Source organism: Listeria aquatica FSL S10-1188, from assembly GCF_000525795.1.
GTDB lineage: Bacteria > Bacillota > Bacilli > Lactobacillales > Listeriaceae > Listeria > Listeria aquatica.
This window is the reverse complement of sequence record NZ_AOCG01000008.1, coordinates 158,766-168,603: the sequence shown is the minus strand read 5'-3', so window position 1 is coordinate 168,603 and position 9,838 is coordinate 158,766. Positions and strand designations below refer to the sequence as shown.

The following is a 9,838-nucleotide window of genomic DNA, read 5'->3' as shown; positions in this document are numbered from 1 at the left end:
TATCGCACGCTTTAAATCAAGACCCTGTAGCGTCTTCTCAGCTTGTTTTCTAGCTTGCGGATTAGTTGCGACAGTAACAGGGGCAGGATGCGCTTTCTGGAGCCGCTTTGCCTCTTCACGATAAACCTCTCGTGCTTTTGGCGTTTCAACTTTTGAAGTTTTGATTGCCGTTTGTTTTGGTTTTGACTGCCCTGTTTTAAATGTCCCAGATGAAACTGGTTGTTTTACCTTTTCCACACGAGTTTGAAGAGGCTTCACCGGATTTTTCTTGGGCGTCTGTTTTTTTTGTACTTGTTTTTTTTCTTTTCTTGTTTAGAGAATAGTGACAGTATAGCTCCGCCAATAATAATCAAAACGGGAATAAACCCAGAAATATTATCAAAAAAATCTTCTAAATTAAATGGCATAAGAGACACCTTCTTTCTTACTCATGAAATTCTGGTTTATTGTCTCCAGCAATCGAATCACGCATATGTGTATCTGATTGCACATTTTCCATCTTGTAATAATCCATTACGCCTAGTGTACCGTTTTCAAAAGCGGTTGCGATCGCACGTGGTACTTCAGCTTCAGCCGCAACAACTGCTGCACGGTTTTCTTGTTCGAGCGCAATCGCTTCTGCTTTACGCTTCGAAGCCGCCGCTTGGGCAACTTCCATATCTGCGTTGGCTTTTTCAATATCGAGTTTTGCTTTGATATTATCGCCAATCCGCATTTCTGCAATATCAATTGAAAGAATGGTATAAGCCGTACCGTCCCCAAGCCCTTGTTCCTGAACTTTTTTCGAAATGCTATTTGGATTTTCAAGAACATCTGTGTGCTCACGTGTTTCCCCGACTGTCGAAACAACTGCTTCCCCAACCCGGGCAATAACTGTATCTTCTCCGGCACCACCAACAATTCGTTCGATATTTGATTGAACTGTAATTTGTGTAATAACTTTTACCTCTACTCCATTTTGTGCAACCCCAGTAAATTCTGGAGTCCGAATCACTTTTGGCGTAACTGAAGTTTGAACAGCTTCCAAAACGTCACGCCCTGCAAGGTCAATCGCAGCAGCACGACTAAAATCAAGTTCAATATTTGCTCGGTGTGCAGCAATCAGCGCATCTACCGTATTATCTACATCCCCACCAGCTAGATAATGACTCTCAAGCTGATTGACTTCAAGTTCAAGCCCTGCTTTAACTGCTTTAATAAGCGGCTTTACGACACGCGAAGGAACAACGCGACGCAAGCGCATTCCAATCAATGTTCCGATTCCAACAGGTACTCGAGCAGAAATAGCACTAATCCACAATCCGATTGGTACAAGTGATAAGAACACAATAAGTACGACTATAACAACTACAGCAATAATAATAAACGACCCTGAAAACATTTACTTCGCCTCCATCTTTAATTCTTTTACTAACAAATAACCAAAATCAATTCCAATGACTGTTATTGGTGTGCGCACATCCAAGTATCCGTTTTCAAGTCGCGCTTCATAGACTTCCCCCTCTATTTCAACACGTCCAATAGGCTTCATGGTTGTCACAGCTACACCACTTTTACCAAACACTTTATCTCGTAGCGCTTTCATTCTTTCAATTTCTCGATCTTCTAAAACACCGCGGTGTACAAGACCCCAAGAGTCCCCATAAACGATTTCATCTTCAGAAAATTGATCTGTCATGTTTGCCACCCACTTTCAAAAACGAGCCTAACCCCTTGTATTAACAATAACTTAAATGGCTGGGTTTTACAATTCTTTTATGTATTTTTAGTGAAAAAACTGAAAATTCTTCTTTCAAAAATTAAATCACATCCAGAACCGAATACATAACAAAAAACCCGCCTGCACAAATGTGCAAGCGAGCAGCTATTGGCTTAAAGTTGTATGTAATTATTTCACAGCATCTTTAAGCGCTTTACCAGGTTTGAATGCTGGCACTTTGCTAGCTGGGATATCGATTTCTTCTTTCGTACGTGGGTTACGACCCTTACGAGCAGCACGTTCACGAACTTCGAAGTTACCGAAACCAATTAGTTGAACTTTTTCACCTTTAGAAAGTTTTTCTTGAACAGTTTCAAAAACAGCTTCTACAGCTTTAGCAGCATCTTTCTTAGAAAGTTCCGCTTTTTCAGCTACGCTATTTACTAAATCAGTTTTGTTTGCCATTGTTATTTCACCTCCCTCAAAGGATAATCCAAAATAATCAGGTCTTAATTATTATTTGGCTGTTTTTCTTTCCCAAATTATCTTTATCTGTAAGAGATTTTTTGTTCAATTAAGACCGAAACGGCTTTAAAACAAGCATTTACAGTATTTCTGATAAAAGATTATCACATAATCATTGATACTGCAAGGTTTAACCCCAAATTGACACTAAAACTTCACATTATTAGCTTTTGAAATAAACTTATAAACGTGATAGTACCAACCTGTTACCCAGTATACTAACCGAGAAGGCTTAGAATAGCAAGTAAAACCACCTTTTCATAAAAAAAATGGTTCTTTTTTCATAAAAAAACGCGCCAAAAATGAGCTCATTACCTGAAAAATCTAGGATTCTGCGCCTACTTTATTCTAACAATAGTCCCTGCAATTTTTGCTTCATTTCACTTGTGATCCCCACTTCTTTTTCCAAAAAAAGATCCACAGAACCCGACGTCCGCTTCATCTCATCAAAAGCAATCGTCAAATAGCTTGGACGCGCTTCTGCCATGGGCCGAAAAGTTTCAAGCGCTACCTTTTCTTCTTGTGCTGAAAAAGAGTTTGCAAGCGCTCCAACTTCTTCTAGAATTTGTTCCGTAAATTCATTAGTAATCTCATAATCCTTAAAGATCGTTTCTTCAGGAACATCTAGTAAATGGAGCAAAAGAGCAGCAAGAATCCCCGTCCGATCTTTTCCAGCCGTACAGTGGAATAAAAACGGGGTTCCTTGTGGTTTTAATAACGCATTAAAAATTGTAAAGTAGTCCTTTGTTGAATGAATAAAAACTTTATAACTATCCCCCATTAATGGCTCGTAAACCGTATGATCTGACGGGAGCTCCAATTTAGGTTGCCCTTTCAGTTCATTTTTAGCCGCACCAATAGGAATATTTTTATTTTGAATCCCTTTTATAACAGGTGTCGGAGCCGCTTGCACTTCTGCTTCACTGCGCAAATCGCAAATCCAGTGAATTCCTAGTTCTTGTAGCTTTTCTTCACCAGCTTTCGTAAGCTTAGCGAGGCTCCCTGAACGATACAGCATGCCCCACTTCACCGTTTTTTGAGAGCGATTCAGATAGCCGCCTAAATCACGAAAATTGAACACTCCTGGAACTGCTAATATGCGTTCAGCAGCTGTTTTCCTTTCGCCGTTTGGTTTTTCAAGCATAAAATAAGTCCGTTTTTCTGACTTAATCGCCGCTTGAAATGAGTTTTCTCCATTTTGAATGACTGTAAGTTTGTTTGCTGTTTCATCTTTCCGAGGACGAAAACTCTCATAAAGTACTGTTCCGGCGGGTGCTTCACTGTTTTCCCAAGAAATTACGTAATAATTATTATCTCGTGTTACTTTCATGTTTGCTAGCCTCCTTAGTTCTTTTTTATTTTAGCATAAGTGCAGAAACTTTTTCACAAATGAATAAAATCCAGAAACTAAAAAATATCTTTTCGGAGCTTTTTTGACACAACTTTGACAAATCTTGCTTGAGCCACAAAAAAAACCTTTTAAGACTAGAGAGTCTCAAAAGGTTTCCAATTAAAAAGTTTCCTTTTCTTCTTTTTTCTTTCGTCCCATTAACGAATCCACTGCTTCCGCAGGATCTTTATCTAGGAAGAGGACTTCATAAATCGCCCTTGAAATCGGCATATCAATCTTAAGCTCCTGAGCCCAGCCAAACACGGCTTTTGCAGTGCGAACACCTTCAACCACCATTCCCATATCAGAAAGCACTTTATCAAGCTTCTCGCCTTGTCCGAGCTTGTTTCCTGCTCTCCAGTTGCGGGAATGGACACTCGTACAAGTAACAATCAAATCACCGATACCCGTTAACCCATAAAAAGTTTGTGGATCTGCACCCACGGCAACTCCTAGGCGTGTTATTTCAGCCATTCCACGCGTCATAAGAGCCGCTTTCGCATTATCCCCGTATCCAAGGCCATCTGAGATTCCCGCGCCAAGTGCGATGATGTTTTTCAAAGCTCCGCCAATTTCTGCACCGATCACGTCTCGATTCGTGTAAATTCGCAGGTTATTATTAATAAAGACATCTTGAACAAGGCACGCAAGCTCATCATTTTCAGAGCTTGCACAAAGTGTTGTAGGATGTCTTTCAGCCACTTCTTCCGCATGACTAGGGCCAGAAAGAACCACAATCCCTTTGCGCTTTTCTAGAGAAATCTCTTCAGCAATGACTTCTGACATCCGCAAATTGGTTTCAGGCTCAATTCCTTTACTAACATGGACAATGATTTGCGGTGCACGAAGTTCAGCATCCACTTGGCGTGCCACTTCACGCATGGCACTTGTCGGAACGGCTAAAACTACTAAGTACGCATCAGCTAAAGCTTCTGTAAGTGAAAGGGTTGCTCTTAATCCGTTCGGCAACTGAATTTCTTTCAAATAGTGCGAATTGTGGTGTTTTTGATTGATTTCATCCACAATATCTTCACGATTTCCCCAAAGCACGACATCGTGCCCGTTATCACTCAAAGCCATTCCAAGTGCTGTCCCCCAGCTTCCTGCTCCTAAAACTGCTACTTTTTGTTTTGTCACGAAAATCATCCTCCTAAAAGCTTACTTACGTTTACGTGGTATTACACGAATTGGAGTTCCTTCAAATGGAAATGCCTCACGAATTCGATTTTCCAAAAAGCGTTCATATGAAAAGTGCATAAGTTCAGGTTCATTCACAAACACAACAAAGGCAGGCGGTTTAACAGCTACTTGAGTGGTGTAGAAGATTTTCAGTCGTTTTCCTTTATCCATCGGTGCTGGATTCATAGCAACGGCATCGCTGATCACATCATTCAACATGCTTGATTGCACACGAAGGGAGTGATTTTCACTCACTTGATTAATCAACGGGAAAATGTTCGCTAGACGCTGTTTCGTTTTCGCGGATACAAACACAATCGGTGCATAATCAAGAAATTGAAACTGCTCGCGAATGTCTTCTGTAAAGGCCTTCATCGTTTTTTCGTCTTTTTCGATCGCATCCCATTTGTTCACAACAATAATAATTGCTCGACCAGCATCATGCGCATAACCAGCAATTCGTTTATCTTGTTCACGAATACCCTCTTCAGCATTTAAGACGACTAAAACAACATCTGAGCGTTCAATTGCTCGCATCGCCCGAAGCACACTATATTTTTCCGTTGTTTCATAAACTTTTCCTTTTTTTTCGCATCCCTGCCGTATCAATCATCACATATTCTTGTCCGTCAAAGCTATAACTCGTATCAATCGCATCCCGCGTGGTTCCTGCAATATCAGAAACGATGACACGATCCTCTCCAAGAAAAGCATTAACAAGCGAAGATTTCCCAACATTTGGTCGACCAATTAAAGAAAATTTGATGACATCATCATCGTATTCATCTTCTTCTTCATTTGGAAAGTGCTTTCGAACTTCATCCAGCAAATCACCAAGACCAAGACCATGTGACCCTGAAATTGGATAAGGCTCACCAAAACCGAGTGAATAAAAGTCATATACCTGGTCACGCATTTCAGGATTATCTACTTTATTAACCGCCAAAACGACAGGTTTTTTCGAACGATATAAAATTTTCGCCACTTGTTCATCAGCATCCGTTACGCCTTCTCGACCATTTGTGATAAAAATGATAACATCTGCTTCGTCAATCGCAATTTCAGCTTGTGCACGGATTTGTTCTAAAAAAGGTTCGTTTGAAAGGTCAATTCCTCCCGTATCAATAATATTGAACTCTTTTCCAAGCCACTCCGCTGTATTGTAAATTCGGTCTCTTGTCACACCCGGAACATCTTCAACGATCGAAACACGCTCTCCGACGATCCGGTTAAAAATAGTAGATTTGCCGACATTTGGACGGCCCACAATCGCTACTACCGGTTTAACCATCTATGTTCACCTTCTTTTTCATTCCTAGTTTATCAGACTTTCTTAAGTGTATCAGTAAATGGGCGGCACCGCAACGTAAAACTTACTTTTTGGCACCGCAACTAAAAAGCTTTACCTACAGAAAGGCAAAGCTTGATTTCACACTATAAATGGCGGAGAAAGAGGGATTTGAACCCTCGCGCCGCGCAAACGACCTACACCCTTAGCAGGGGCGCCTCTTCAGCCACTTGAGTATTTCTCCATAAAAACAAAAACTCCACAGGTAGGACTCGAACCTACGACCGATCGGTTAACAGCCGATTGCTCTACCACTGAGCTACTGTGGAATAAATTTACTTTTATTATAATAATGGATAATTAAAAAAGCAAGAAAAAGTTCTGTTCCTTCGAGCTAAAGAGCTCGTAAAAAACCCCTTCTTCTTGCCTCATTTCACTTTTCATTGAAACTTGCTTGCATCCCCTTTTTCTGTCCTGAATAAACAAGTTTCCCACCACATCTTCCGCAACGATAGCGACTTACATTCATTTTACGTTGCCGCATAAAGCTCGTTCCACATTTCTTACATGCATATCCATGCAAATTCTTTTCCATCTCGATCGGCTTACAAAACCGAGGCGCCCCCACTTCGCGTAGTAAATTTCGAAAATCGGCATCGCGATGTTTATACCCTCGGTTTTCTAAATGAAGATGGTAATGACAGAGCTCATGCTTCATAATTTGGATGAATTCCGCTTTCCCGAAAGTAGAGAGGTATTTGGGATTCATTTCAATGTCATGCGAGCGTAGTAAATAGCGCCCTCCCGTCGTACGAAGTCGCGCATTGAACCGAGCTTGATGAGAAAAAGACTTGCCAAAATATTCCACGGATACGCTTTCCATCAAAGCTTGAAGCTCTGCATTTTCCATGCTATTTCGCATCCTTTGGTGCAACCATGGAAAGCGCGATTCGATTCTTCTTCAAATCCACTTCATCCACCCAAACCGTTACAATATCGCCAACGGAAACGACATCCATCGGTCGCTTCACAAATGATTGACTAAGTTTTGAAATATGAACGAGTCCATCTTGTTTCACTCCGATATCCACAAAGGCACCAAAGTCTACTACATTTCGAACCGTGCCTTCAAGCTGCATCCCTGGCTTTAAGTCTTCCATTTTGATGACATCTTGTTTAAGCATTGGTTGCGGCAATTCATCACGCAAATCCCGTCCTGGCGCGATTAAATCTTGAATAATATCCTGAAGCGTTTCCTTCCCGATTTCAAGTTCTTGCCCCATTTCACCGACATTCGCCTGCTGCAATTCAGCTTTTAGCTTGGGGGTCCCAATATCTTGAAGCGTGAACCCAAGTTTCTTGATTAATTGTTCTGCCGCTTTATAGCTTTCCGGGTGAATTGCTGTTTTGTCTAGTGGATTTTCCCCTTCGAGAATTCGCATAAAACCAATACTTTGCTCGTAAGATTTCGCTCCGAGTCGTGGTACCTTTTTTAGTTCTGTTCGAGAAGTGAAGGGACCATTTTCTTCCCGATATTTTCGGATATTTCCGGCTACCGTTTTATTTAAGCCAGCCACGTACTGTAAAAGTGCTGCAGAAGCCGTGTTCACATTTACTCCTACTTGGTTAACAGCTGTTTCCACAACAAACGTTAAAGCGTCACTTAGCTTTTTCTGAGAAACATCATGCTGATACTGTCCAACGCCAACAGATTTAGGATCGATTTTCACAAGTTCCGCAAGTGGATCTTGGAGACGTCTTCCAATTGAAACTGCACTTCGCTCTTCTACTTGATAGTCAGGAAATTCTTCACGAGCAATTTCACTCGCTGAATAAACACTTGCTCCTGCTTCATTAACAATAGTGTATAGCGCCTCACTTCCTGTTTCGTGCAGTAAGTCCGCAATAAATTGTTCTGTTTCTCGCGAAGCCGTTCCGTTTCCGATCGCAATAACTTGAACTCCGTAGCGTTTCAAAAGCTCGGTCACTTTGCTTTTTGCCTCGGGTACACGCCCCTTTCCGGTATGAGGGTAGATCACGCCAATTTCAAGAACTTTTCCGGTAGGATCAAGAACCGCAAGTTTGCAGCCGGTCCGAAAAGCCGGATCGACGCCAAGAATCACCTTCCCTTTTAGCGGCGGTTGAAGTAGCAGTTTTCGCAAATTCAGCGAGAAAATTTCAATCGCATGATCTTCTGCCGTTTCCGTTAATTCTGAACGAATTTCGCGTTCCACAGCTTTCGCAATAAAACGCTTATAAGCATCAAAAACAGCTTCTCGTACAAGCCTCACAGATCCGTTTTCCTTATTGGGTAAGTTCTTTTCTTCCAAATAAGCATGAATTTTAGTGGCATCAATTTCAATAGAAACTCGGAGTACTTCTTCTTTCTCACCACGGTTAAAAGCAAGTACACGGTAAGGAGCCGTTTTTTGAATCATTTCCTGATAATCATAATACATTTCATATACGGCTTTTTCATCCACAGCATTTTTTCTTTTTTCTCTGTGTGGATCATCCCAAATTTCCGCGTGAAATTACGGATCCATTCACGATACTCTGGCTGATCACTAACTTCTTCTGCAATAATCTCATGTGCCCCAAGTAGCGCAGCATTTACATCTACCACATCTTCTGACAAATACCCCTTTGCTTCTTGTTCCACATCAGCATCTGAAAAAGTCCACAGAAACTTTGCGAGCGGTTCAAGGCCGTGTTCTTTTGCAATCGTTGCCTTTGTGCGTTTCTTTTGCTTATACGGGCGGTATAAGTCTTCAAGCTTTTGTTGCTGATCAGCTTTTATAATTTGTTCTCGCAACTCATCCGTTAGTTTTCCTTGCTCTTCAATTAAACGCAAGATTTCTTCTTTCCGCGTTTCAAGCTTTAAAACATAATCATATGTTTCTTCAATATCGCGAATAGCCACTTCATCTAAGCTACCAGTATTTTCCTTTCGGTAACGTGCAATAAAAGGCACCGTATTTCCATCTTCAAGCAACTTAATAACCGCATCAATTTGCGTCTTTTGATAGTCTAATTTTTTATAAATAAAAGGCATTATGCTTTGTTCCATTTTGATTTTTCTCCTCATTTCCATCCTTGTACTGACTTATCAAGCAAAAAACTGCCACACATCCATGGCAGTTTTGACTCAATCTAAAAATTTCCCGACAACAAAGCTGACATCATCCTCGGGAACGCTTGCAATTTGACGTTCAATACTATGCCCTGTATGCACAGCGCTAATCGAGCTATCCAAATAAGATCTCACTTTCCGAAGTTTAAGCCCGTCCGAATGAATTAGAAATTTACTTCCCGGCTTATATTGAAACTGTTTGAGTTTAAAAAGCTGTTTTCTACCAGATAAAAACCCCATCGTTGAAAGCGGAAAACTCATTTTCCCAGAAGCTTCCATGAAATAAAAGCGGATATTACCGGTTCCCGTGTATGTAAGCGTATGTGCAACAAAATCAACCCGAATCATCGCCACAGCTGCTCCTCTTAGCCCGGAAACGGCTTGATTGCATTTGTCCATCAACGAGTCAAGCTCTTCTGCTGGATCTTCTTTCACGGCGTCAATTACAGCTTTTGCTGATCGGTGCGCTTCAATACCACTTCCGAGTCCATCTGCTAAGACACATAAAAATTCATTGTTAGGTAACTCCGTAAAAAAAATACATGTCTCCTGAGTATTGTTGCAAATCCTTTGACCGCTGGAACGTAAACAACTCTACATTCGTCTTTACAATGCTTGACATGG

General features: G+C 41.1%; 8 protein-coding genes, 2 tRNA genes and 3 pseudogenes. All 13 read right to left on the bottom strand.

The window, feature by feature from the left end:
- Positions 1–258, bottom strand: a 258-nt coding sequence (locus tag MAQA_RS07050) for a hypothetical protein (RefSeq protein ID WP_036072546.1), incomplete at its 3' end; no start/stop codon positions are given.
- Entirely contained in the window at positions 255–407 is a 153-nt protein-coding gene (locus MAQA_RS14560; RefSeq protein WP_159099962.1) for a hypothetical protein, read from the bottom strand. The genes MAQA_RS14560 and MAQA_RS07050, both read right to left, overlap by 4 nt.
- Before the next feature lie 17 nt (positions 408–424).
- The gene (gene floA, locus MAQA_RS07045) at positions 425–1,381 is read right to left on the bottom strand and encodes a flotillin-like protein FloA (RefSeq protein WP_036072544.1); all 957 of its coding nucleotides are present in this window, start codon (positions 1,379–1,381) and stop codon (positions 425–427) included.
- The gene (locus MAQA_RS07040; protein WP_036072542.1) at positions 1,382–1,678 is read right to left on the bottom strand and encodes an NfeD family protein; all 297 of its coding nucleotides are present in this window, start codon (positions 1,676–1,678) and stop codon (positions 1,382–1,384) included.
- A gap of 210 nt (positions 1,679–1,888) precedes the next feature.
- On the bottom strand, positions 1,889–2,164 hold the full coding sequence (locus tag MAQA_RS07035) for an HU family DNA-binding protein (protein ID WP_036072540.1): 276 nt from the start codon (positions 2,162–2,164) through the stop codon (positions 1,889–1,891).
- A 403-nt stretch (positions 2,165–2,567) separates the two neighbouring features.
- Complete coding sequence (locus MAQA_RS07030) at positions 2,568–3,554, bottom strand: tyrosine-protein phosphatase (protein ID WP_036072538.1); 987 nt, start codon at positions 3,552–3,554, stop codon at positions 2,568–2,570.
- Positions 3,555–3,734: 180 nt separating this feature from the next.
- Positions 3,735–4,751: an NAD(P)H-dependent glycerol-3-phosphate dehydrogenase gene (locus tag MAQA_RS07025; protein WP_036072536.1), complete on the bottom strand. Its 1,017-nt coding sequence runs from the start codon at positions 4,749–4,751 to the stop codon at positions 3,735–3,737.
- 21 nt (positions 4,752–4,772) lie between these two features.
- Positions 4,773–6,084: pseudogene (gene der / locus MAQA_RS07020) on the bottom strand (ribosome biogenesis GTPase Der).
- A 150-nt stretch (positions 6,085–6,234) separates the two neighbouring features.
- A tRNA-Ser gene (locus MAQA_RS07015) sits at positions 6,235–6,325 on the bottom strand.
- A 13-nt stretch (positions 6,326–6,338) separates the two neighbouring features.
- Positions 6,339–6,410: transfer RNA gene (locus MAQA_RS07010), tRNA-Asn, on the bottom strand.
- Between the two features lie 104 nt (positions 6,411–6,514).
- Positions 6,515–6,991 (bottom strand): SprT family protein, encoded by a 477-nt coding sequence (locus tag MAQA_RS07005; RefSeq protein ID WP_036072532.1) that lies wholly within the window; start codon positions 6,989–6,991, stop codon positions 6,515–6,517.
- Position 6,992: 1 nt separating this feature from the next.
- A pseudogene (locus MAQA_RS07000) lies at positions 6,993–9,169 on the bottom strand (Tex family protein).
- Between the two features lie 60 nt (positions 9,170–9,229).
- Positions 9,230–9,836: pseudogene (locus tag MAQA_RS06995) on the bottom strand (PP2C family serine/threonine-protein phosphatase).
- Positions 9,837–9,838: the final 2 nt, after the last annotated feature.

Coding starts and splice junctions, on each gene's coding strand:
- MAQA_RS14560 (WP_159099962.1), bottom strand. CDS start 407: ATGCCATTTAATTTAGAAGATTTTTTTGATAATATTTCTGGGTTTATT.
- floA (WP_036072544.1), bottom strand. CDS start 1,381: ATGTTTTCAGGGTCGTTTATTATTATTGCTGTAGTTGTTATAGTCGTA.
- MAQA_RS07040 (WP_036072542.1), bottom strand. CDS start 1,678: ATGACAGATCAATTTTCTGAAGATGAAATCGTTTATGGGGACTCTTGG.
- MAQA_RS07030 (WP_036072538.1), bottom strand. CDS start 3,554: ATGAAAGTAACACGAGATAATAATTATTACGTAATTTCTTGGGAAAAC.
- MAQA_RS07035 (WP_036072540.1), bottom strand. CDS start 2,164: ATGGCAAACAAAACTGATTTAGTAAATAGCGTAGCTGAAAAAGCGGAA.
- MAQA_RS07005 (WP_036072532.1), bottom strand. CDS start 6,991: ATGGAAAATGCAGAGCTTCAAGCTTTGATGGAAAGCGTATCCGTGGAA.